At 65.5% G+C, this 21441-nt stretch carries 18 protein-coding genes and 1 pseudogene; 2 read left to right on the top strand and 17 right to left on the bottom strand.

Features of this window, described 5'->3' with window-relative positions:
• Nucleotides 1-9 precede the first annotated feature (9 nt).
• Nucleotides 10-816 (top strand): helix-turn-helix domain-containing protein, encoded by an 807-nt coding sequence (locus PXJ20_RS13575; RefSeq protein ID WP_421031439.1) that lies wholly within the window; start codon nucleotides 10-12, stop codon nucleotides 814-816.
• A 97-nt stretch (nucleotides 817-913) separates the two neighbouring features.
• Here the strand turns inward: PXJ20_RS13575 and PXJ20_RS13570 are convergent, their stop codons facing one another.
• The 17 genes and pseudogenes from PXJ20_RS13570 to PXJ20_RS13490 form a co-directional block, all read right to left on the bottom strand.
• Entirely contained in the window at nucleotides 914-2107 is a 1194-nt protein-coding gene (locus PXJ20_RS13570) for an O-succinylhomoserine sulfhydrylase (RefSeq protein ID WP_421031440.1), read from the bottom strand.
• 328 nt (nucleotides 2108-2435) lie between these two features.
• Nucleotides 2436-3986 carry an amidophosphoribosyltransferase gene (gene purF, locus PXJ20_RS13565; protein ID WP_017773265.1) on the bottom strand — a complete coding sequence of 517 codons (1551 nt, stop codon included), beginning with the start codon at nucleotides 3984-3986 and terminating at the stop codon, nucleotides 2436-2438.
• Nucleotides 3987-4097: 111 nt separating this feature from the next.
• On the bottom strand, nucleotides 4098-4592 hold the full coding sequence (locus PXJ20_RS13560) for a CvpA family protein (RefSeq protein WP_017773264.1): 495 nt from the start codon (nucleotides 4590-4592) through the stop codon (nucleotides 4098-4100).
• A gap of 18 nt (nucleotides 4593-4610) precedes the next feature.
• A complete protein-coding gene (locus tag PXJ20_RS13555; protein WP_421031441.1) occupies nucleotides 4611-5567 on the bottom strand; it encodes an SPOR domain-containing protein in 957 nt (318 codons plus the stop codon).
• Between the two features lie 34 nt (nucleotides 5568-5601).
• A complete protein-coding gene (gene folC, locus PXJ20_RS13550; protein WP_421031442.1) occupies nucleotides 5602-6912 on the bottom strand; it encodes a bifunctional tetrahydrofolate synthase/dihydrofolate synthase in 1311 nt (436 codons plus the stop codon).
• 134 nt (nucleotides 6913-7046) lie between these two features.
• Nucleotides 7047-7919 (bottom strand): acetyl-CoA carboxylase, carboxyltransferase subunit beta, encoded by an 873-nt coding sequence (gene accD / locus PXJ20_RS13545; protein ID WP_017773261.1) that lies wholly within the window; start codon nucleotides 7917-7919, stop codon nucleotides 7047-7049.
• An 81-nt stretch (nucleotides 7920-8000) separates the two neighbouring features.
• Nucleotides 8001-8816 carry a tryptophan synthase subunit alpha gene (gene trpA / locus PXJ20_RS13540; RefSeq protein ID WP_017773260.1) on the bottom strand — a complete coding sequence of 272 codons (816 nt, stop codon included), beginning with the start codon at nucleotides 8814-8816 and terminating at the stop codon, nucleotides 8001-8003.
• A 111-nt stretch (nucleotides 8817-8927) separates the two neighbouring features.
• Nucleotides 8928-9947: a DNA-methyltransferase gene (locus tag PXJ20_RS13535; protein WP_421031443.1), complete on the bottom strand. Its 1020-nt coding sequence runs from the start codon at nucleotides 9945-9947 to the stop codon at nucleotides 8928-8930.
• 11 nt (nucleotides 9948-9958) lie between these two features.
• The gene (trpB, locus tag PXJ20_RS13530; RefSeq protein ID WP_199544816.1) at nucleotides 9959-11152 is read right to left on the bottom strand and encodes a tryptophan synthase subunit beta; all 1194 of its coding nucleotides are present in this window, start codon (nucleotides 11150-11152) and stop codon (nucleotides 9959-9961) included.
• A gap of 69 nt (nucleotides 11153-11221) precedes the next feature.
• Complete coding sequence (locus PXJ20_RS13525) at nucleotides 11222-11935, bottom strand: phosphoribosylanthranilate isomerase (protein ID WP_017773257.1); 714 nt, start codon at nucleotides 11933-11935, stop codon at nucleotides 11222-11224.
• On the bottom strand, nucleotides 11932-12792 hold the full coding sequence (gene truA / locus PXJ20_RS13520; RefSeq protein ID WP_421031444.1) for a tRNA pseudouridine(38-40) synthase TruA: 861 nt from the start codon (nucleotides 12790-12792) through the stop codon (nucleotides 11932-11934). Before truA ends, PXJ20_RS13525 begins: the two co-directional genes overlap by 4 nt.
• Nucleotides 12793-12802: 10 nt before the next feature.
• The gene (locus PXJ20_RS13515; RefSeq protein ID WP_421031445.1) at nucleotides 12803-15463 is read right to left on the bottom strand and encodes a FimV/HubP family polar landmark protein; all 2661 of its coding nucleotides are present in this window, start codon (nucleotides 15461-15463) and stop codon (nucleotides 12803-12805) included.
• 200 nt (nucleotides 15464-15663) lie between these two features.
• The gene (gene asd, locus PXJ20_RS13510; RefSeq protein WP_413215839.1) at nucleotides 15664-16785 is read right to left on the bottom strand and encodes an aspartate-semialdehyde dehydrogenase; all 1122 of its coding nucleotides are present in this window, start codon (nucleotides 16783-16785) and stop codon (nucleotides 15664-15666) included.
• A gap of 367 nt (nucleotides 16786-17152) precedes the next feature.
• A complete protein-coding gene (gene leuB / locus PXJ20_RS13505) occupies nucleotides 17153-18220 on the bottom strand; it encodes a 3-isopropylmalate dehydrogenase (RefSeq protein WP_126879300.1) in 1068 nt (355 codons plus the stop codon).
• A gap of 53 nt (nucleotides 18221-18273) precedes the next feature.
• The gene (gene leuD, locus PXJ20_RS13500; RefSeq protein WP_413215838.1) at nucleotides 18274-18924 is read right to left on the bottom strand and encodes a 3-isopropylmalate dehydratase small subunit; all 651 of its coding nucleotides are present in this window, start codon (nucleotides 18922-18924) and stop codon (nucleotides 18274-18276) included.
• Between the two features lie 29 nt (nucleotides 18925-18953).
• A complete protein-coding gene (gene leuC, locus PXJ20_RS13495; protein WP_421031446.1) occupies nucleotides 18954-20363 on the bottom strand; it encodes a 3-isopropylmalate dehydratase large subunit in 1410 nt (469 codons plus the stop codon).
• Nucleotides 20364-20530: 167 nt separating this feature from the next.
• Nucleotides 20531-20768 (bottom strand): annotated as a pseudogene (locus PXJ20_RS13490) (helix-turn-helix domain-containing protein).
• Between the two features lie 143 nt (nucleotides 20769-20911).
• Here PXJ20_RS13490 and PXJ20_RS13485 point away from each other — a divergent pair.
• Nucleotides 20912-21292 carry an outer membrane beta-barrel protein gene (locus PXJ20_RS13485; RefSeq protein ID WP_421031447.1) on the top strand — a complete coding sequence of 127 codons (381 nt, stop codon included), beginning with the start codon at nucleotides 20912-20914 and terminating at the stop codon, nucleotides 21290-21292.
• The last annotated feature ends 149 nt before the right edge of the window (nucleotides 21293-21441 follow it).

Raw genomic sequence — 21441 nt, 5'->3', positions numbered from 1 at the left:
TTTGCCGCGATGCCGCATCCTCATACGCCACTGCTCGCTCCCAGCGTCTCGCTGCGCCGTTACGGCGATATCGAGGCGTCGGACGTGCACGACTTTCATCAGGTCGTGCTCGGGCTAGACGGCACGATGGTGATGGCGGTGGATGGCGTGGCGCAGCAGATCGACGCGCACTCGGCATGGCTGGTTCCGGCCGGCGCGCGCCACGACTACGCGGGCATCGGCGAGAACCGGCAACTCGTGCTGGACCTGCCCGCGGCCTCCGTTGCGGTGCCCGAGCGGCTCTTCGCGCAGGCACGACCGCTCGCGCTGGATAGCGTGCTCGTGCGGCTTGTTCGGGACATTGCGGTGGGCACGACGGGCACGGCAGGCGAAGCGCAATGGCCGGATTCGCCCGATTTGCCGACGCGCCGTTTCAGTTGGGATGCCGCCACGCGGCTGTGTGCGGGCATCGTTGCCCAGGCGGGCCTGGCGCGCGAGGCCACGGCGGTGCAATCGGCGGGCCTCGACTTCGCCCGCATCGACCGCTGGTTGCGGACGCACTTGTCCGAACCGCTGCGTATCGCCGACCTCGCCGCGCACTGCGGCTTCGGCATGCGCCGCTTTCATCAACTCTTCAACGAAGCGTTCGGCGAAACGCCGCATCGCTACCTTCAGCGGCTGCGGCTCGATACGGCGGTGACGCTGCTTGCCGATCCACGACGTGCCCTCACCGACATCGCGCTCGAAGTGGGTTTCGCAGACCAGAGCGCCTTCACGCACGCCTTCTCACGACGCTTCGGCGTAGCGCCCGGGCAGTGGCGCATGCAGCGCCACTGAGCAGGCAGTTCGGTTTGATGTGCTGCCGGCGCGTTGCCAACATGTAGCCAACGTATAGCGCCGGCTCATCGAGATCGAGCCGGCACCGTGCAGCCCGTTACTTCGAATCCAGACCGCGCGCCAGGTCGTGGCGAATATCGTCCGAATTTTCGAGGCCCACCGCGAGGCGGATCAGGCCTTCGGTGATGCCCGCCGCGGCGCGCGCTTCCGGCGTGACGCGGCCATGCGTGGTCGTGGCGGGATGCGTGATGGTGGTCCGCGTGTCGCCCAGGTTGCCGGTGATCGAGCAGATCTTCGTGTTGTCGATCACGCGCCAGGCGTTGGCCCGCTGCGCGTCGGGCGTGTCACCCTTCAACTCGAACGAGACGATCGCGCCTCCCGCCTTCTGCTGGCGCTTCGCGAGCGCATATTGCGGATGCGATTCGAGACCCGGATAGAACACGCGCTTCACCGCAGGATGCGACTCCAGCCAGCGCGCGATCTCCAGCGCATTCGCCGACTGCTTCTCGACGCGCAGCGACAGCGTTTCCATGCCCTTGAGCAGCACCCACGCGTTGAAGGCCGAAAGCGTGGGCCCCGCGCTGCGCACGAACGGAAACACCTTCTCCATGATGAATTTGCGCGAACCCACGAGTGCGCCGCCCAGCACGCGCCCCTGACCGTCCAGGAACTTGGTGGCCGAATGCATCACCACATCCGCGCCCAGTTTCAGCGGCTGTTGCAGCGCGGGACTACAGAAGCAGTTGTCCACCACGAAGAGCGCGTTGGCCGCTTTCGCGATCTTGCCGACTGCTTCGATGTCCGCAATTTCCGTGAGCGGGTTCGACGGCGTTTCGAGGAAGAACATCTTCGTTTCGGGGCGCACGGCGTTCTTCCAGGCGTCGAGATCCTTCGGATCCACGAAGGTGGTCGCAATGCCGAAGCGGCTGAAGATCTGCGAGAACATGCCGAGCGTGGAGCCGAACAGGCTTTGCGAGCTGACGATATGGTCGCCCGCCTGCAGCGCCGACATCACCACCGAGAGAATCGCCGCCATGCCCGACGCCGTGGCGATGCACGCCTCGCCGCCCTCGAGCGCCGCGAGCCGGTCCTGGAACATCGATACTGTGGGGTTGGTGAAGCGCGAGTACGTGTACGCGTCTTCGGCGTTCTTGAAGCGCTCGGCCGCTTCGGCGGCGCTCGAAAAACAGAAGCTCGACGTGAGGAAGATGGCTTCCGAATGCTCGTTGAAGTCGCTGCGCAGCGTGCCCGAACGCACGGCGAGCGTGTCGAAGTTGAGGGTATCGTCCATGCTGGTTCTGTTTCCGTTTCAAGGCCGATGCGCAGTCGTGCTTATGCGGTCTTCCATGCGGCGGCATGGAAACACGTGGCATCGGCGGACAACAAAAAAGCCCGCTTTGCGTCGGCATAAGCGGGCTTCATGTAATTGGCGAGGTGCCTGTGTGGCTGTGGCTTCAACCTTGAGCGGCTTCAAGCGTCGGGGCGATGGCGGCACCGGTCGCTTTAGCTGTTTTGGGTTGCCCCGCGTCCGCAAGCTGAGATCAAATCGACGCAAGCCGCCATGCTATCACGACTGACCGCGGTTCATCACCGCGGCCGTCGTCAGCGCTGCCGGGCGCTTATTCCACCGAAAGCTGCAGATGCAATTGCGAGCGCGCGACGCCGCCTTCGATAGCGTCGCTTGCCGCATCGCGGTCCGACTGCGCGTCCGGTGCCAGCCGTGCACGCTCGATACGGTCCAGATACTCCGTGGTCACGTCGCCCGTGATGTAGTCGCCGTCGAAGCACGATGCCTCGAAGCCCTTCAGCGCCGGGTTGATATCGCGCACGGCCTGCTTGAGGTCTTCCACGTCCTGATAGACGAGAACGTCCGCGCCGATCAAGCGCGCCACTTCTTCGTCCGAGCGGCCGTGGGCCACGAGTTCGCCGCGCGTCGGCATGTCGATGCCGTAGACGTTCGGGAACTTCACAGGCGGCGCAGCCGATGCGAACACCACCTTGTTGGCGCCCGCGTCGCGCGCCATCTGCACGATTTCGTGCGAGGTGGTGCCGCGCACGATGGAATCGTCCACGATCAGCACGTTCCTGCCCTTGAACTCGATGCCCATGGCGTTGAGCTTCTGGCGCACCGACTTCTTGCGCACCGCCTGGCCCGGCATGATGAAGGTACGGCCCACGTAACGGTTCTTGAAGAAGCCTTCGCGATATTCGACGCCGAGCTTCGCCGCCACCTGCATGGCAGCGGGGCGCGACGAATCGGGAATCGGCATGACCACGTCGATCTTCACGTCGGACGGCAACACGCGCAGGATTTTCGCCGCGAGGTAGTCGCCCATGCGCAGGCGGGCGTTGTAGACCGGCACGCCGTCGAGCACCGAATCCGGCCGCGCCAGGTACACGAGTTCGAAAATGCAGGGGTTGAGGCTCGGGTTGGTGGCGCATTGCTGCGCGTGGAAGTTGCCTTCGATGTCGATGAAGATCGCTTCACCCGGCGCCACGTCACGCACGAATTCGAAGCCGATGCCTTCCAGCGCCACGGACTCCGAAGCCACCATCCATTCGGTGCCCTCGGGCGTTTCCATCTTGCCGATGCACAGCGGGCGGATGCCGAACGGGTCGCGGAAGGCGAGCAAACCGTAGTCCGCGATCAGCGACACGATCGCATACGAGCCGCGCACGCGCCGGTGCACGCCGGCAACAGCCTTGAAAAGCGCCGCGGGGTCGAGTTGCAGACCGGAACTCGAAAGCTGCACCTCGTGCGCGAGCACGTTGAGCAGCACTTCCGTGTCCGAATTGGTGTTGATGTGGCGGCGATCGACGCGGAACATCTCGTCTTTCAACTGCTGCCAGTTCGTGAGGTTGCCGTTGTGCGCAAGGATGATGCCGAACGGCGCGTTCACGTAGAACGGTTGCGCCTCTTCCTCGCTCGATGCGGACCCCGCCGTGGGATAGCGCACCTGGCCGATGCCCCAGGTGCCGGGCAGGCTGCGCATGTTGCGGGTGCGGAACACGTCGCGCACCATGCCGTTGGCCTTGTGCATATGGAACGTGCTGCCGTTCGCGGTGGCGATGCCGGCTGCGTCCTGGCCGCGATGCTGCAAAAGCAGCAGGCTGTCATAGATGAGCTGGTTGACGGGAGATCGGGAAACTACGCCTACGATGCCGCACATGGCATGTCCTTCAAAAGATTCGAAATCGGTAGCGGCGCGGGCGTTGAGTACCCGGTGATACGCCGCGGCGTTGCACGCCTGTCGGGCCGCCCGCCTCGACTTGCCGCTCCGTCACACGCGGACGTAAGTGGCAAGCGCCTCGGGCAGCAGCGGTTTCAGTTCACGCACGCCCTGCTCGGCGTAGGGCCGCAGCAGCGCGTCGCGCCAGAAAGCTTGTTTGGGCAGTTCGGTCAAGCCTGCAAGGGCGACCAGAATCAACACCAGCACGACCCCGCGTGCGAGGCCGAACAACAACCCGAGCGACCGGTCCACGCCGGAAAGGCCCGTGGCCTGCACGAGCCGGCTGAGCACTGCGCTCGCCACGCCCGCTACGAGGATGACGCCGACCACGATGACCGCGAATGCGATCAACCACTGGGTCAGCGCGCCACCCGGCCAGTTAGCCGGAATCCACGGCACCACCAGACCGACGAACCGGCACGCCACCAGGAACGCGACGATCCAGCCCACGAGCCCGAATACCTCGGACAAAAACCCGCGCCACGTGCCCCGCAGGGCTGACAGCACAATAACCGCCATTACAGCGTAGTCGAAGGCGGTGAACATCGGCGGCTTATCGGTGGCTTACTGCGCGGACTGGCCGCTACTGCCGTTCGCGCCCGAGCCGAGGCCCGCCTCGCGCACCTTCGCTATTGCCGCCGACGCCGCCGCACGGTCCGCAAACGGACCGGCGCGCAAGAGCGTGCGCATCGAACCGTCTGCCTGCTTGCGACGCTCCGTATATGCGGGAACTCCGGCCGCTTTCAACTTCGCGGCCCAATTCCGGGCGCTGGCGTCGTCCGGGAACACGCCCAGTTGCACCGCAAACCGCGCGCCGGGCGGAGAAGCCGGGGAGCCGGTGTCTTTTCCTGCGTCTGTGCTGGGTTCAGCCTTGGCTGCGCGGGCGCTGCTGTTGGCCTGGCTGTTTGCCGCGTTATTGGCCGCGTTGTTCGTCGCGCTGTTTGCGACCTGTGCGGCGTTGCTGTGAGTCTTGGACTGGGTGGTTGCTGAAGGCGCGACCTGGGCGCTCGGCGCGTTGCTGGCTGTGCTGCTGGTCACCGCGGCCGGGGACTTCGTATTCGCAGCCGTTTTACCGCCTGCCGCTGCCGAAGAGGCCGCCGCGACATTCGGGCTTGCCGACGTCAGCCCCGACGCACCGGGCGCAACATCAGGCGCTGGCGGGTTGTCAGGCGCGACGCCCGCCTGGGTGTCCTGCGCCGCCGTGCTGGCCTTGGCGACCGGACGGTTGGGGATGTCGATGGAGATGTCGTCGGTGACGGGCTTGGGGTGCGAGTCGAGCACCATGGGCAACACGACGATTGCCGCGACCACGAGCGCGATGGCGCCTACCAGGCGCCGGCGTGCCCGCTGCTTCTCCGGCAAGCTGGGGTCGAGCAGCATGGCATCGGCGTCCGCAGCCGGACGTTCGGTGCGGCGCGAGCGCCGCTCGACGCGCGCATTTCGGCCGCCCCGCGTCGCACTGGAGTCTGCGCCGCGCCGGCTCGGTGCGTCGTCTTTCTTGCCGAACGAGAAAATTCCCATGAATGGCTGGTCCGCTGGGCCCGGGAGCCGCCTGTCAGTGTTGCTGTGACTTGCGCCAGGCCATTACGCCGGCGACGGTCACGAAACTTCCGAAAACCAAGATTCTATCATTTTCGGTTGCCCGTTTTAGCGCGTCTTGAAACGCTGCCGCAGGCGATTCGAAGCGCGTGACGCTGCTGTCCGGGCCGTCCGTCACGCCGGCGTCCCGCAACACGTGCTCGAGTTCCTCGGCCTTCGCGGCGCGCGGCAGCGGCAAATCCGTCACGCACCAGTGGTCGATTTCGCCCTTCAGATGCCGCACCACGCCCGCGATGTCCTTGTCGCGCATCGATCCGAACACGGCATAGGTGTACGGGAAGTAGCCCATGCTGCCGAGGTTCTGCGCCAGCACGGCCGCGGCGTGCGGGTTGTGGCCCACGTCGAAGATGATGGACGGCTTGCCCGGCAGCACCTGGAAGCGGCCCGGCAACTCGACGTTGGCAAGACCCAGGCGTATGTCCTGTGCCGAAACCGGCAAGCGGTCGCGCAGTGCTTCGAGACCCGCGAGCGCCGCAGACGTATTGATCAGCTGGTTTGCGCCGCGCAACGCCGGGTACGCGAGTGCGGCGCGCCGCATGGCGCGGCCGGCGTAGGTCCATTGCTGACGCTCGCTGCCCGGCTGGCCTTCGTAGCGGAAATCGCGGCCGAAGAGCCACAGATCGGCGCCAATTTCTTCGGCGTAGTCGATGAGCGTCTGCGGCGGCACCGGGTCGGCACAAATGGCCGGCTTGCCCGCGCGGAAAATACCGGCCTTTTCGAGCGCGATCTTTTCGCGCGTGTCGCCGAGGTATTCGGTGTGGTCGAGGTCGATGCTCGTGATGATGGCGCAGTCGGTGTCCAGAATGTTCACCGCGTCGAGCCGGCCGCCCAGCCCCACCTCGAAGATCACTGCATCGAGGTCACGCGCTGCGAACAGATGCATGATCGCGAGCGTCGTGAATTCGAAATAGGTGAGCGAAACGGGCTCCGGCAGCGAGCAACGCGCCGCCTCGACGGCTTCGAAATGCGGGAGCAGTTCTTCGTCTGTCGCGATCTGGCCGTTGACGCGCGCGCGTTCGTTGAACGCAAGCAGATGCGGCGACGTGTGGCAGCCCACGCTATAGCCGGCCTTCAGCAGGATCGTTTCGAGGATCGCGCACGTCGAGCCTTTGCCGTTCGTGCCGCCAACCGTGATGATCGGACACGCGAACGAGAGCTGCAGTGCGTCTTTAACCTTGCCGATCCGCGTGAGCCCCATGTCGATGCCGACCGGGTGCGCGGATTCGAGATGCGTGAGCCACGCATCGAGAGAGGGGAATGTCGTCATATGCGCTGCGATTATCGCGGAAATGACAGCGCGCCGCTTGCTTTCGCTTGCGGCGCGCAGGGGCAAATCTTGTTGTTTCGAGCGGCGACGACGCCGCAGACCGTGAGATGGCGGCGCGGGCGCGCCGCCCGGTATCAGGCGACGGCGTCGGCCGGCTGGCGGCTCAGCAGCGCAATCAGTCGCGCCAGTTCTTCGCGCAGCTTGCGACGGTCCACGATCATGTCGATGGCGCCCTTTTGCAGCAGGAACTCGGCGCGCTGGAAGCCTTCCGGCAGCTTTTCGCGCACGGTCTGCTCGATCACGCGCGGCCCGGCGAAGCCGATCAGCGCCTTCGGCTCGGCAATCACGACGTCGCCGAGGAACGCGAAGCTCGCCGATACGCCGCCCATCGTCGGGTCCGTCAGCACGGAGATGAACGGCAGCTTTGCCTCAGCAAGCTTCGTGAGCATCGCGGTGGTCTTGGCCATCTGCATCAGCGAAAGCAGGCTTTCCTGCATACGCGCGCCGCCCGAAGCCGTGAAGCAGATGAACGGCACCTGCTGTTCGATCGCGTTCTGCGCGCCGCGCACGAAACGCTCGCCCACCACGGAGCCCATCGAGCCGCCCATGAACGAGAACTCGAAGCACGACACCACCACCGGTAGCGTATGGATGGCGCCGCCCATGACGACCATCGCGTCGGTCTCGTCGGTTTCGTCCATCGCCTCTTTCAGGCGGTCGGGGTACTTGCGGCTGTCTTTGAACTTCAGCGCATCGACCGGCACGATCTCCTGGCCGATCTCGTAGCGGCCTTCCGGATCGAGCAGGCCGTCGAGCCGCGCCCGCGCGCCGATGCGCATGTGGTGGTCGCACTTCGGGCAGACGTGCAGGTTGGCCTCCACGTCGTTGCGATACAGCACCGCCTCGCACGACGGGCACTTGATCCAGAGGCCTTCCGGAATCCCCTTGCGGTTCTTCGGGTCGGTCTGCTTGATTTTGGGCGGCAGCAGTTTATCCAGCCAGCTCATACTGATTCCTTCGTAAGCCTTGCTCGGGCAGCGCCGCTGCCGGGCGAGCCGGCGGCAGCGTGTTGAAAGTAAAGGCGAATTTTACCGTGCAGCCGCACTCACGCTGTCGATAGCCTCGCGCACTTCGGTAATGAAGCGCGTCAGGGCGCCGACAGCCGCCGAGGGCGCGGCCTGCTCCAGCAATTGCACGATACGGCTGCCGATCACGACGGCGTCCGCCACTTCAGCCACCGCGCGCGCCGTTTGGGCGTCGCGGATGCCGAAGCCGACGCCCACCGGCAGGGGTACGTGCGACTTGATGGCCGCGATTTTACCTTCGATGGTGGAAACGTCCAGATGCCCGGCGCCGGTCACGCCCTTCAACGACACGTAATAGACGTAGCCGCTTGCGATCTGGCCGACTTCGGCGATGCGCTCGTCGGTGGAAGTGGGTGCGATCAGGAAGATCGGATCGATACCCGAAGATTTCATCTTTTCGGCGAAATTAGCCGATTCTTCCGGAGGATAGTCGACGATCAGCACGCCATCCACACCGGCTTCCTTCGCCGCGGCAGCAAATGTATCCACGCCCATGCGCTCCACCGGATTGGCATAGCCCATCAGAACGACCGGCGTGGTGCCGTTCTTTTCGCGAAAGCGCTTCACGTCAGCCAGCACGTGACGCAGCGTCACGCCCTTGGCGAGCGCGCGTTCCGACGACTGCTGGATCACGGGACCATCGGCCATCGGGTCCGAAAACGGCACGCCGAGTTCGATCACGTCAGCGCCGCCTGCGGCGAGCGCGTGCATGAATTCCACGGTGCGGTTCGGATCAGGGTCACCGGCCGTGATAAACGGAATCAGCCCTTTGCGGCGCTGCGCGGTCAGTGCATCGAACGTCTTCTGGATACGGGACATGGAATTTTTCTCTGGAAAGGGGTTACGGCGCACTTCGCGAGTGGGGGCGCCCGGCTTCTTCAGACAGGCGACCGAGCTGGTCGGCCCGCCCGCTTCTGCCAGTGCTCAGGCTCACGGTTCGGACTCCGCTTCGGTGGCCCGCGCAGCGTTTGCTGCGCCTTCGCTGTCGGCAGCGCGGTTCTCAGCAGCCGCCACAGCCGCAGTCACGCCGCGAACGGTTGCAGGCGTTGCCACGCTTACGCGCTCGCGCGCAATCGCGCAGTAACTTTCGTTGATTTCATAGCCGACGAACTCGCGGCCGTGGCGCGCGCAGGCCACGGCCGTCGTGCCGCTGCCCATGAACGGGTCCAGCACGCGGCCGCCGGGCGGGCAGCTGGCAAGCACCATGCGCTCGACAATTTCCAGAGGCTTCTGGGTGGGATGGTCCACGCGCTCGGCGTGCTGCCGATGCAGACGTGAAACCGACCAGACATCCTTTGGATTGTAGCCAAGCTCCAGCCACTTGCTGCCCTCGAACAGCTTGCGCGAGCGGGCCTTCTTGGTCGCGGCGTCGTAGGGAATGCGAACGGGATCGAGATCGAAGTAATAGTCCCGCGAGACCGCGAAATAACCGATGTTGTCGTGTACCGACGTGAAGCGGCGCGTCGTTCCGCCCATGCTCGGCACCCGCCGGTCCCAGATGATCTCGTTGACCATCGTGAGCTTCGTCTTCAGAAAGCAGAAGATTTCGGGCGCGTACTGCCACGTGCAGAAGATGTACAGCGAGCCCGTGGGCTTGAGCTTGGGCACGGCGAGCTCGAGCCACTGGCGCGTCCAGACGAGAAATTCCTCGCCGGAACGCATGTCGGAGTCGTTGCCGTAGTCTTTGCCGAGGCCGTAAGGCGGGTCGGCCACGATCAGGTCGATCGAGGCGTCCGGCAACGCCGCCGCTTCGGTCAGAAAATCGCGGTTCAGGAGACGAATGCCCGAAGGCACCGTACCGGCAGGCGCAGCCGCCACGTCCGCCCCGCCGCCTGCCGCCGAAGCGGAGGCCAGCACGGCATCATGCGGCGGCAAGCCGGCCGTGCCCGCCTGATCGGCAGGCGCGGCCGGCTCGAACTCCGGTTGCGGCGCTTCGAACTCGTCGCGCATCGCGGCGGCGCTCAGAACTTGATGCCCGATCGCTCAGCGACCGTGTGCATGTCCTTGTCGCCGCGGCCCGACAGGTTGACCAGCAGGATCTTGTCCTTCGGCAACGTCGGCGCCAGCTTGGCAGCGTAGGCCAGCGCATGGCTCGATTCGAGCGCCGGAATGATGCCCTCGATGCGGCAGCAGTCGTGAAAGGCCTTAAGCGCTTCTTCGTCCGTGATCGGCACGTATTGCGCGCGGCCGCTGTCCTTGAGCCACGCGTGCTCGGGACCCACGCCCGGATAGTCGAGACCCGCCGAGATCGAATGCGTCTCGATGATCTGGCCGTTCTCGTCCTGCAGCAGGTACGTGCGGTTGCCGTGCAGCACGCCGGGCGAGCCGCCCATCAGAGAGGCCGCGTGGCGGCCGGTTTCAATGCCGTCGCCGGCCGCTTCCACGCCGATCAGTTGCACGGTGTTGTCGTCGATGTACGGATAGAAAATGCCCATCGCGTTCGACCCGCCGCCCACGCACGCGATCACCGTGTCCGGCTGCCGGCCCGTCATCTCGGGCATCTGCACCTTGCATTCGTCGCCGATCACGCGCTGGAAGTCGCGCACCATCATCGGATACGGATGCGGGCCCGCCACCGTGCCGATGATGTAGAACGTGTTCTCCACGTTCGTCACCCAGTCGCGCATGGCTTCGTTGAGCGCGTCCTTCAGCGTGCGCGAACCGGACTCCACGGGCACCACGGTCGCGCCGAGCAGTTTCATGCGATAGACGTTGGCCGCCTGCCGGTGCACGTCTTCGGAGCCCATGTAGACCACGCACTCCATGCCGAAGCGCGCCGCGATGGTGGCCGTGGCCACGCCGTGCTGGCCGGCACCGGTTTCGGCGATCACGCGCGGTTTGCCCATGCGTCGCGCGAGCAGCGCCTGGCCGATCACGTTGTTCACCTTGTGGGCGCCGGTATGGTTCAGGTCCTCGCGCTTGAGGTACACCTGCGCGCCGCCGAGCAGTTCGCTCCAGCGCTGGGCGTGATAAATGGGAGAGGGACGTCCGACGAAGTGCTTCAGCTCGCGGCGATATTCGGCCACGAAGTCGGGATCGTCCTTGTATTTCGCGTAGGCTTCGCGCAGCTCGGAAAGCGCGTGAATCAGCGTTTCGGCGACGAACACGCCGCCATATTGGCCGAAATGGCCTCGTTCATCGGGCAAGTTGTACATGAGTCACTCTGAAGTGAGGGGTGCGGCAGCCGGCGCTCGTTGGGCCGGACGGTGCCTCACCACCTGAAATCATCCCGCGTCCGCTTCGCGCACCGCGCGTACGAACGCCGCCATTCGGGCGTGGTCTTTCACGCCCTTTGCGCCCGGCACTTCGATGCCACTGGAGACATCGACGGCATACGGACGCACCTGGCGGATCGCCTCACCGACGTTTTGCGCGTTCAACCCACCACTCAAAACGGCCCGACGCGCGAGCTCTGCTGGGATAAGTGACCAATCGAAAACCTTCCCGCCGCCACCGTAGCCCTCGACGAGCGCGTCGAACAGCAAACCGTTGGCTGATGAATAGTTAAGCGCCAATTTTAGCAAATCGGCCTGACGAGTATCGGCCGCGACCCGCAGAGCCCGCAACCAGGGCAAACCGGCAACGCCGGCCAGCGTCTCGCATTGCTCAGGCGTTTCGTCGCCGTGGAATTGCAGCAGGGTGAGCGGCACGTTGCTCGCCACCTCGCCGATCCATTCCGGCGTGGCATTGACGAAGAGCCCAACCACCGAGAGAAACGGCGGCACGTCGCGCATCATCTCCACCGCCTGAGCGATGCTGACGTAACGCGGGCTCTTCGGATAGAACACGAGGCCGATGGCGTCCGCGCCCAGTTCGACGGCCTGCTCCACATCGTCTGGCTTCGAGAGGCCGCACAGCTTCACCCGCGTGCGATGTCGCGGGGCGTGCTGGTCCTGGGGCTCGCGGCCTTCGGCGGAGGGTGCGGCTGGGTTCGTCATGATTGGTGACTCGTCTGCTGTTCGGGTTGAGCGTGAGACGCGGCGGCGGAAGGCGCCTCGTCGTCCGCCCACACGGCGCTCCAGGGCACGCTGCCGGTGTGCGGGCCGGGCACCTCGAATTGCGCGGGATAGCCCACACGCGCCAGATAAAGCCCTTCCGGCATGAACGTGGGCGCGGCGCGGTTGCGGTCGCGGCTATCGAGAACCTGGGCGAGCCACGCCACAGGATAACGTCCGCGTCCCACCGCGACGAGGCACCCCATCAGGTTGCGCACCATGTGATGCAGAAACGCGTTCGCGCGAAAGCGAAAGTGGATGAAGTCGCCCTGGGGACGAATGTCGATCTGATACAGATGCTTCACCGGCGTCTTCGCCTGGCACTCCGAAGACCGGAACGCCGAAAAATCGTGCTCGCCGATCAGGCACGCAGCGGCCTCGCGCATCGCGTCGACGTCGAGCGGCGTATGAATCCATCCGGCCCGGCCCGCGAGCATCGGCGAACGCACGGGGTGCACGTACAGCACGTAATAGTAGGTGCGCTCGAAGGCCGAAAAGCGCGCGTGAAACGCCTCTGGCATGGGCTTGGCCCACTGCACGGCGACCGTCGACGGCAAGAACGCGTTCGTGCCGCGCACCCACGAAAACGACGCGCGATCCAGCTCCGTATCGAAGTGCACGACCTGACCCAGGCCGTGGACGCCCGTATCCGTGCGTCCTGCCACCACGGTCTGCAACGGCGTCTGCGCGAACTCGCGCAAGGCGCGTTCGAGTTCGTCCTGCACCGTCCGTCCGTGCGGCTGCGATTGCCAGCCGCAAAACGCGGCGCCGTCGTACTGGATTCCCAGGGCAATGCGCATACGGCGAGCGTCAGGACAACGGCGCGAGGGTGGACAGCAACGCGCGCGCTTCGTCCCGCGTGCCGGCGTCGTTCGATTCGATCACCTCGTTGATGAGCGTACGTGCGCCCGAGAGGTCGCCCAGCTGGATGTACTCCGACGCAAGCTCCAGCTTGTTGCGCGCGATCTTCGCCAGTTGCTCCGGCGTGAAAGCGGGCAGCGGCTGCGCGGGGCTGGGCGGCAGTTCGAGGTCGAAATCGAGCTTCAGCGCACCGAATCGTGCCGCGCCGAGGCCGGCCACCGCCGCGGCGCCGGCCGTGCCTGCGGCGATTTCGCTCGCCACCGTTGCCGGAGCCGACACCGCTTCCGGAACGGCCTGCTGCGCCGTTGCCTCCGGCGACGCGACCGGCTGCAGCGAGAGCGATTCTGGTGCTGCGCCAGCGGGCGCGGACGGTTCCGCCGCCGGCGTGGCGCCCGCGTTCGCGCCCCGAGTCAGCGCCTCGGCCAAACCTGCGTATGCGATTGGACGTGAAACGGGCGGCGGCGCGAAAGGCGCAGCGGCCGGTTCTCCAACCGATGGCTGTTCGACGCGAGGCGGCAACGGCATGTCGAGACTGCCCAGTGCCGCGACGGCCTCGTGCGGGAACTCGGACGTGGGGTGCGTGGTTTGAGTGGGCGCTTCAGGTTCGACTGACGCAGCGGGGATGCCCTCGGCTCGTGCGGCTGACGGCTCTTCGTGAAGCTCGGCTGTGGCGCTCTGATCCTGCTGCGATTCCGTCTGAGTCAGGCTTGCGTCTTCGGGCTGCGCAAAGGGTGGGAGGCCGTCCGTCGCGCCATGCTGCGGTTCCAGATCCCGCAGCGGCAGCGCCTCGGCGCCCAATTCGGCGGCAGCGGCCAGGCTGGCGGCGCGGGTCGCGTCGTCGGCCGTTTCGGGTTCGAATGCGTGGGACTGCGCAGCCGGTCCGCTCTCGCCCTCCGGCTCGTACGGCGCATGCTCGGGCGTCCCGACGGGCTCGAAATGCGTCGGCGGCAACGCGTCGGCGCCCAGTTCCGCGGCGGCCGCGAGGCTGGCCGCTCCCGTTACGTGGTCGAACGTCTCCGGGCTGTCAGGGCCGGTTCCCTGCGCTTCGGGCCCGGCGGCGGGTTCCTGCGATGCGGCAGGATCGAACGCGGCTTCGTGCGGGTGGGCCGTTACGTCTTCGTCGTGTGTGTCCCGGCTTTCGGCATGATCGCCATGCTCGGTCGCGGAAGACAGCGCCGAATCCGACGACGCCCCGCCCGGCATGAGCGTTGGCACGAGTTCCGGAACAATGTCGTCGCGCGCGGCTGCCGCAGCTTCCTCGTTCTGCCGGGCCATGTGCGCGGCGGCGTCGGCTGCGAGAAGGCCTGCGCCCGTCGCTGCTGCCTGCCGCGCCCGAGCCCGGTCGCCATCGTGCGGTTGCGGCGTGTCTTGCGCCGAAGCCAAAGTAGACGGCGCGCCTTCGGCGGCGCCCGCCGTGCTTGCCTTACGCTTGCGCCGGGTAACGGCAAAACCGACGATCAATGCCACCACCGCGGCACCCAGACCGGCTGCCACGGCAGGCTCGACAGGCGGCAACTGGAACGGCCCGCCACCGGCCCGCGATCCCGTTGCCGGCGCCGATATAGCCGGCGCACTGCTGGAGGGCGCTTTCGCCGCCCCCTGCGACGCCCCGCCGACTGGCGCTTGCGCCGTCGCACCCGACGCGGCTGCACCCGTGCTCGGTGCAGCGGACTTCCCAGCCCCGATGCCATGCTTCTGCAACTCCATCAGCACGCGATTCTTCAGCGCGAGCAATTGCTGGAGGCTGGAAAGCGGCACGCGAGGCTGCGAAGCCGGTTGCGCCGCAGCCGAAGTGGCCGGCTGAGCGGGCGTTGCGCTCGACGCGGAAGGAGTACTAGCCGGCGCGGCGCCCGCCGGTTCACTTGCCGGGGGCTGGATGGCGCCGCTCCAGACGTGTGTGCCGCTCGCAGTGGCGGCCGGCACGGCCTGGCTCGACGTGGCCGCAGCGGACGTTGCAGGCGTGGACGAAGCAGAAGGGGAAGCCGAAGTCGTTGCGGGCACCGATGTCCCAGCCGCCGCGGTATTGGCGCTAGCCGCAGCGGCACTACCGCCCGTCGCTGCGGCAACCGATGCGGTTGCGGCCGCCGCACTCGCCGACGCGGCCGTGCCCGCCATGGTGGCGTGCGGCAATGCATTAGGCGCTTGTTCTTGCGCATGGGACGCAGACGGCGAAGCAGCCGCCGCGCTCGCCGCAGTCACCGTCGCCGCGGAAGCGGCCGGTGCAGCGGACGGCGCCACGCCACTGGCGGCCGGCGCGCCCGTCGCATCGAGCGACGGCACATTGAGCACGGCGCCCAGCTTCAGCCGGTTCGAATCGTGGCCCATGAACGCGCCCGGATTCGCGTCGAACAGGGCGCGTGTCGCACGGGCAAGCGTGGCGCGATCGTGCGATTGCGTGACGTCGATCGCCACGTCGTTGAGCGACTGCCCGGGGCGTACGGTGTACTGACTGGCGGTGCCGGCACCGGCCGCGCTCGCGACATTCGCGGCGCTGGGCGCGCTAGCGGCGGCGTTTGCGGCACCGGAAGCTCCAGCGGTCGCAGCAGGCGCGGCTTGCGAGAGGCCAGGCGCCAGGAACGCCACGGCGATTGCCGCAGCAAGGCTGCGCAACGGGCCGCAAGCCTTCCGGGACCGAACCGCACGAGCGGGTTCAACGGAATCGAATCGAACGATCATTGGAATCGTTTGCGCGTCGTCGCGCGGATTGTGTTGGGGATGGAGACAGGATTCGCGGCGCACAATAAAAAAGCGCCGCGACTGGCGCGACGCTTCTTGAAAGTTGGCTACGCGTCGTAAGCGCGTAGTTTACTTTACTTGTCGAGCAGGATGCGAAGCATGCGGCGCAGCGGTTCGGCCGCGCCCCACAGCAGCTGGTCGCCCACCGTGAACGCCGACAGGTATTCGCCGCCCATCGCGAGCTTACGCAGGCGGCCCACCGGCACCGTCAGCGTGCCGGTCACCACCGAAGGCGACAGGTCGCGCATCGACGCTTCACGCTCGTTCGGCACCACCTTCACCCAGTCGTTGCCGGAAGCGAGGATGCTGTTGACCTCGTCGAGCGGCACGTCCTGGCGCAGCTTGATGGTGAGCGCCTGCGAGTGGCAGCGCATGGCGCCGATGCGCACGCACAGTCCGTCCACGGGAATGGAGCCCGGCTGGCCCATGGCCGGCTTGCCCAGAATCTTGTTGGTTTCGGCGCCGCCCTTCCATTCTTCGCGCGACATGCCGTTGCCGAGGTCCTTGTCGATCCACGGAATCAGCGAGCCTGCGAGCGGCACGCCGAAGTGGTCCACCGGCATGCGGTCGCTGTTCATGGCAGCCAGCACGCGGCGGTCGATGTCGAGAATAGCCGACGACGGATTCGCCAGATCTTCCTTCGCCGCACCGTACAGCGTGCCCATTTGCTGGAGCAGCTCGCGCATGTTCTGCGCGCCCGCGCCGGAGGCCGCCTGGTACGTCATCGCGGTCATCCAGTCCACGAGGTTCTCGCGGAACAGGCCGCCCAACGCCATCAGCATGAGGCTCACCGTGCAGTTGCCGCCGATGAAGTTCTTCTGGCCCTTGACGAGCGCGTCTTTGATGACGTCGAGGTTGACCGGGTCGAGGATGATGACCGCATCGTCCTTCATGCGCAGCGACGAAGCCGCGTCGATCCAGTAGCCGTTCCAGCCCGCGGCGCGCAGCTTCGGGAACACGTCGTTCGTGTAGTCGCCGCCCTGGCAGGTGATGATGATGTCGCACTTCTTGAGGTCGTCGATGCTCGACGCGTCTTTGAGCTTCGTCTCGTTCTTCGCGAACGACGGCGCGTCGCCGCCTGCGTTGCTGGTGCTGAAAAACACCGGTTCGATGAGGTCGAAATCACGCTCTTCCTGCATGCGTTGCATGAGGACGCTGCCGACCATTCCGCGCCAACCTACGAGACCTACGTTCATGACTTACCCTTGAAATGGACACTTCCCCGCTATCTTGCCCGGCGTGACCGCGCGGGGAAGACGGGCGGGCACGACGGACGATCAGCGCTTCGTGATCGTTTTCGGGGTAATCGTTTTGATGGTGGTGATGGAGAACGACATGGCGAACGAAACTGCACGGGCCGTTTTGCCGTGGAGCTTCGAAATCGAAATGATCTGGGGGATCGTCGCCATCGCAACAGTCTACACGAAAACCCAAAAATTCAAGCGGATACGGTCCACTTTGCCGCACTTAAAACAAGTTGTGGCACCGATAGACACGGGCGCACAAGACGGGGCCAAAGCGGCCCCACCTTGCGAGCAACGTTGCCTTCGCGGCGCCGCCGGATTAAAGCGCCGCCAGCACAGCGTCGCCCATCGCCGCCGTGCCGACCTGGGTACAACCCGGCGTGACGATATCTGCCGTGCGATAACCCTGCTCCAGCACCTTCTTGACCGCGCTTTCGATACGGTCAGCCTGCTCCGCGCGGTTCAGCGAGTAGCGCAGCATCATGGCGGCCGAAAGAATCGTGGCGAGCGGATTGGCCACGCCCTTGCCGGCGATGTCCGGTGCCGAGCCGTGCGACGGCTCGTACAACCCCTTGTTCTTCGCATCGAGCGACGCGGACGGCAGCATGCCGATGGAGCCCGTCAGCATGGCGGCTTCGTCCGAGAGAATGTCGCCGAACATATTGCCGGTAACGATCACGTCGAACGCCTTCGGACCCTTCACGAGCTGCATGGCCGCGTTGTCCACGTACATGTGCGAAAGCTCGACGTCCGGATATTCCTTCGCGACGTCGATCATCACGTCCTTCCACAGCTGCGAGGTCTCCAGCACGTTCGCCTTGTCGACCGACGTAAGCTTTTTCGCCCGCTTTTGCGCCGCCTGGAACGCGACGTGCGCGATGCGGCGCACTTCAGGTTCCGAATAACGCATCGTGTCGAAGCCTTCGCGCGCGCCGGCAAACGGACCGTCCGGCGCCTCGCGCACGCCGCGCGGCGAGCCGAAGTAAATGTCGCCGTTGAGTTCACGCACGATCAGGATGTCGAGGCCCGAGACGATTTCCGGCTTCAGCGACGACGCGCCCGTCAACTGCGGATAGCAGATGGCCGGACGGAAGTTGGCAAACAGCTGCAAATGCTTGCGCAGCCCGAGAATGGCCTGCTCGGGACGCAGCGCGCGCTCCAGCGAGTCGTACTTCCAGTCGCCCACCGCGCCGAACAGGATCGCATCGGCTTGCTTCGCCAGCGCGAGCGTGGAGTCGGGCAGCGGGTGGCCCTTGGCCTCGTAGCCCGCGCCGCCCACGGGCGCTTCTTCCAGTTCGAACTTTTCGCCGAGGGCGTTCAGTACCTTGACGGCTTCCTTGACGATCTCGGGGCCAATGCCGTCGCCGGGCAACACTGCGATCTTCATCCGATGTTTCCTTGCTGTTCTCTGTTTTGACTCTTGCGCTTCGGCGGCTGGTCTCAGCCGACGATCCGATGATTCAGCCACGGCTGCTTCGCAAGACGCTCCGCTTCGAACTGGCGAATCTCGTCCGAGTGGCGCAGCGTAAGACCGATGTCGTCGAAGCCGTTCAGCAGACAGTACTTGCGGAACGCGGCCACGTCGAACGGATATTCGCGGGCATCCGGCGTGCGCACGATCTGCTTGTCCAGATCGACGGTGAGCTGGTAGCCGTTGAACGCATACGTGTCGTTGAACAGATGATCGACCTGCTGCTCGGTCAGCACGATGGGCAGCAGACCGTTCTTGAAGCAGTTGTTGTAGAAGATGTCCGCGAAGCTGGGCGCGATGATGGCGCGAAAGCCGTACTGCTGAAGCGCCCACGGCGCGTGTTCGCGCGAGCTGCCGCAGCCGAAGTTCTTGCGCGCGAGCAGGATGGACGCGCCCTGGTAGCGCGGCTGGTTCAGCACGAAGTCCGGGTTCAGCGGACGCTTCGAGTTGTCCTGGCCCGGCTCGCCGTGATCCAGGTAGCGCCATTCGTCGAACGCGTTCGGGCCGAAGCCCGTGCGCTTGATCGACTTGAGAAACTGCTTCGGGATGATCGCGTCCGTATCCACGTTCTCGCGATCGAGCGGCGCCACGACGCCGGTGTGCACAACGAATTTATCCATGATCCGTCACCCTGAATGAGACGAGGGTCTTAACCCAGCTTGCGAATGTCGACGAAGTGCCCTTCGATCGCGGCGGCGGCAGCCATCGCGGGGCTCACGAGGTGCGTGCGTCCGCCCGCGCCCTGACGGCCTTCGAAGTTGCGATTCGACGTGGACGCGCAACGCTCGCCCGGCTCCAGCCGGTCCGCGTTCATCGCGAGACACATCGAGCAGCCCGGCTCGCGCCATTCGAAGCCGGCATCGGTGAACACCTTGTCGAGACCTTCGCGCTCGGCCTGCGCCTTCACGAGACCTGAGCCCGGCACGACCATCGCGAGCCGGATGTTCGGCGCCACGCGGCGACCCAGCTTCTTCACCACGTACGCCGCAGCGCGCAGGTCTTCGATGCGCGCGTTCGTGCACGAGCCGATGAAAATCTTGTCCGGCTTGATCGCATCGATGGGCGTGTTGGGTTCGAGCGCCATGTACTGCAGCGCGCGCTCCATGGCGTCGCGCTTCACCGGATCTTTTTCGCGCTCGGGGTCCGGCACGCGGCTATCGATGGACGTCACCATTTCCGGCGACGTGCCCCACGTGACCTGCGGCACGATTTCGGAAGCGTCCAGCTCGACCACGCGGTCGAACTGCGCGCCTTCGTCCGAGCGGAAATTCCGCCAGTACGCCACGGCCTGATCCCACTCGACGCCTTGCGGCGAAAACGGACGGTCCTTCAGATATTCGATCGTGGTGTCGTCCACGGCGACCATGCCGGCGCGTGCGCCCGCTTCGATCGCCATGTTGCAGACCGTCATGCGGCCTTCCATGCTGAGAGAACGGATGGTGGAACCGCCGAACTCGATCGCGTAGCCGGTGCCGCCCGCCGTGCCGATCTTGCCGATGATCGCGAGCACGATGTCTTTCGCGGTGCAGCCGCGCGGCAGCGGGCCTTCCACCTTCACGAGCATGTTCTTGCTCTTCTTTTGCAGGAGCGTTTGCGTGGCGAGCACGTGCTCCACTTCCGACGTGCCGATGCCGTGCGCCAGCGCGCCGAACGCGCCGTGCGTGGACGTGTGCGAGTCGCCGCAGACGATCGTCATGCCCGGCAGCGTCGCGCCCTGCTCGGGACCGACGATGTGCACGATGCCCTGGCGCTTGTCCGTCATCTTGAATTGCGTGATGCCGAAGGCGTCGCAATTGCTGTCGAGCGTGTCGACCTGGAGCTTCGAGACCGGATCTGCGATGCCGTGGCTGCGGTCCGTGGTGGGCACGTTGTGGTCCGAGACGGCCAGGTTGGCGCTGATGCGCCAAACCGGACGGGTAGCGATCTTGAGACCTTCGAACGCCTGCGGACTCGTCACTTCGTGCAGCAGGTGACGGTCGATGTAGAGGAGCGTCGTGCCGTCTTCTTCCGTGCGGACGACATGGGAGTCCCACAATTTGTCGTAGAGAGTCTTGGCCATGATATGCGGGGAAAAGTGACTGCGGGCAATGCGATACGTGTCGAGCGATTATGCCACGCAGTCACCCGCGCTGCCGGCTTGGCGCAGAAAAAACCGATAAAAAACAGTGAGTTGTCTGGTAGTTTCAATACCTGTATCGATGTTACCCGGAACGCTGAAGTCCCCGTTCAGTCCGCTGCGTCGCCGGGCGAGCCGGGTTCGTCGGGGCGGTACTGGAACAGATCGCCGGGCTGGCATTTCAGGATTTCGCAGATGCGCTCCAGCGTATCGAAGCGGATGCCCTTCACCTTGCCCGATTTCAGCAGCGACAGATTGGACCTCCGTAATGCCGATCAACTGGGCCAACTCGCGAGACTTCATCTTGCGTTCCGCAAGCAGCACGTCGAGTCTTACAACGCTAGTCATGGCGCCTCAGACAAAGCTTTGGTTTTCTTCCGCGATGCGGGTGGCTTCCACCAACGTCCACGCAACCAACACCGAACCATCCCGCCCGGGCCGAGGAGACCCGCCCCTCCGAAAACTACCGGTACGTCGGAGGCGATCTGGGCATGAGCCGCGAGAAGCTCACGACCAACCGGGCGGGCTGGTCGGGCAAGTCGTCCGGCAACGCCGCGCTCGGCGCGCACGGCGGCTACCAGTTCTCGCGCTACTTCGCGGTGGAAGGGGGAGTGTCCAGTCTCGGGCAAGTCGAGGCGACCTCGGGCGGCCGGAAGGACAAGTTCACACTAGGCGCCGTGTCGGCCAACCTGGTCGGCTATCTGCCGGTGACCGACCGCTTCTCGGTTCTCGGCATCATCGGCGCAGGCTGGGAAGTGGGCCGTCGACGCGGCGACGTGGAGTCGCGCAACGCGTCGGCGGGTTTTCTCAATGCGGGGTTGGGCGCCGCCTACGACGTTTCGCCGTACTGCACGTGCACGTGCAGTACGTGAACTACAGCAAGCTAAGCTGGAAAGGCAGCAATGAAGCGTCCGTCAGGAGCGACATGATCACCACCGGCGTGGACTATCGCTTCCGCTGATCGAATGCGGGCATGCCGGGCATGGGGCGCCTTTTGAAGGCGCGCTGCACTGTATCGGCA

Source organism: Paraburkholderia sp. A1RI_3L (genome assembly GCF_048957895.1).
Lineage (GTDB): Bacteria > Pseudomonadota > Gammaproteobacteria > Burkholderiales > Burkholderiaceae > Paraburkholderia > Paraburkholderia kururiensis.
Note: the sequence above shows the minus strand (reverse complement) of the source record. Positions and strands in the feature narration are given on the sequence as shown.

What these genes read in the sequence shown, in the direction of transcription:
- PXJ20_RS13575 (WP_421031439.1), top strand. Translation starts at nt 10, where the DNA reads ATGCCGCATCCTCATACGCCACTGCTCGCTCCCAGCGTCTCGCTGCGC.
- PXJ20_RS13570 (WP_421031440.1), bottom strand. Translation starts at nt 2,107, where the DNA reads ATGGACGATACCCTCAACTTCGACACGCTCGCCGTGCGTTCGGGCACG.
- purF (WP_017773265.1), bottom strand. Translation starts at nt 3,986, where the DNA reads ATGTGCGGCATCGTAGGCGTAGTTTCCCGATCTCCCGTCAACCAGCTC.
- PXJ20_RS13560 (WP_017773264.1), bottom strand. Translation starts at nt 4,592, where the DNA reads ATGTTCACCGCCTTCGACTACGCTGTAATGGCGGTTATTGTGCTGTCA.
- PXJ20_RS13555 (WP_421031441.1), bottom strand. Translation starts at nt 5,567, where the DNA reads ATGGGAATTTTCTCGTTCGGCAAGAAAGACGACGCACCGAGCCGGCGC.
- folC (WP_421031442.1), bottom strand. Translation starts at nt 6,912, where the DNA reads ATGACGACATTCCCCTCTCTCGATGCGTGGCTCACGCATCTCGAATCC.
- accD (WP_017773261.1), bottom strand. Translation starts at nt 7,919, where the DNA reads ATGAGCTGGCTGGATAAACTGCTGCCGCCCAAAATCAAGCAGACCGAC.
- trpA (WP_017773260.1), bottom strand. Translation starts at nt 8,816, where the DNA reads ATGTCCCGTATCCAGAAGACGTTCGATGCACTGACCGCGCAGCGCCGC.
- PXJ20_RS13535 (WP_421031443.1), bottom strand. Translation starts at nt 9,947, where the DNA reads ATGCGCGACGAGTTCGAAGCGCCGCAACCGGAGTTCGAGCCGGCCGCG.
- trpB (WP_199544816.1), bottom strand. Translation starts at nt 11,152, where the DNA reads ATGTACAACTTGCCCGATGAACGAGGCCATTTCGGCCAATATGGCGGC.
- PXJ20_RS13525 (WP_017773257.1), bottom strand. Translation starts at nt 11,935, where the DNA reads ATGACGAACCCAGCCGCACCCTCCGCCGAAGGCCGCGAGCCCCAGGAC.
- truA (WP_421031444.1), bottom strand. Translation starts at nt 12,792, where the DNA reads ATGCGCATTGCCCTGGGAATCCAGTACGACGGCGCCGCGTTTTGCGGC.
- asd (WP_413215839.1), bottom strand. Translation starts at nt 16,785, where the DNA reads ATGAACGTAGGTCTCGTAGGTTGGCGCGGAATGGTCGGCAGCGTCCTC.
- leuB (WP_126879300.1), bottom strand. Translation starts at nt 18,220, where the DNA reads ATGAAGATCGCAGTGTTGCCCGGCGACGGCATTGGCCCCGAGATCGTC.
- leuD (WP_413215838.1), bottom strand. Translation starts at nt 18,924, where the DNA reads ATGGATAAATTCGTTGTGCACACCGGCGTCGTGGCGCCGCTCGATCGC.
- leuC (WP_421031446.1), bottom strand. Translation starts at nt 20,363, where the DNA reads ATGGCCAAGACTCTCTACGACAAATTGTGGGACTCCCATGTCGTCCGC.
- PXJ20_RS13485 (WP_421031447.1), top strand. Translation starts at nt 20,912, where the DNA reads ATGAGCCGCGAGAAGCTCACGACCAACCGGGCGGGCTGGTCGGGCAAG.